This window comes from Seonamhaeicola marinus (assembly GCF_008085455.1).
The window spans coordinates 1-504 of the sequence record NZ_VSDQ01000049.1; the positions used below are offsets into that span (position 1 = coordinate 1).

Annotated in this window: 1 pseudogene; it reads right to left on the bottom strand. The window is 29.0% G+C overall.

Annotation, left to right across the window (positions count from 1 at the left end):
• Nucleotides 1–326 (bottom strand): annotated as a pseudogene (locus FUA24_RS00310) (uridine kinase); the annotation flags it as partial.
• Between the last annotated feature and the right edge of the window lie 178 nt (nucleotides 327–504).

Below are 504 nucleotides of genomic sequence, written 5' to 3' on the forward strand. Positions count from 1 at the left end.
TATCACGTTTTAGGCGTCTAATTAAGCGTTCATCAGAGTCTGTATGTACAAATATTTTAATATCAAACATATCCCTTAATTCAGGGTTAGTTAAAATTAAAATACCTTCAACAATCATAACTTTTCTTGGGTGTGTTAAAATGGTATCGCCCGTACGGTTATGTTTTACAAATGAATACACAGGTTGGTGTATAGGTTTGTTCTTTTTTAATTGTTTTAAGTGCGCTTCAATAAGTTNCTTCACCTTCTGGTAATTCTTTAAGAAGCTGGTTTACTACGGTAGTTTTACCGCAGCCTGTACCGCCTGCAATTCCTATTATTAACATGTGTTTTTGCCTATAATTATAAAGGCAAATTTAAAATTATTTATTGTATTTTTTTAGTGTATTTGATGTTTATATTACGAATAATTAAATAAAAACCTAATAAAAATTATTTAAATGCATAAACAATGTTTGTGGTTTAGTTTACATTTTGGGTGTTTTCAACTTCGGTTTTTGTAAA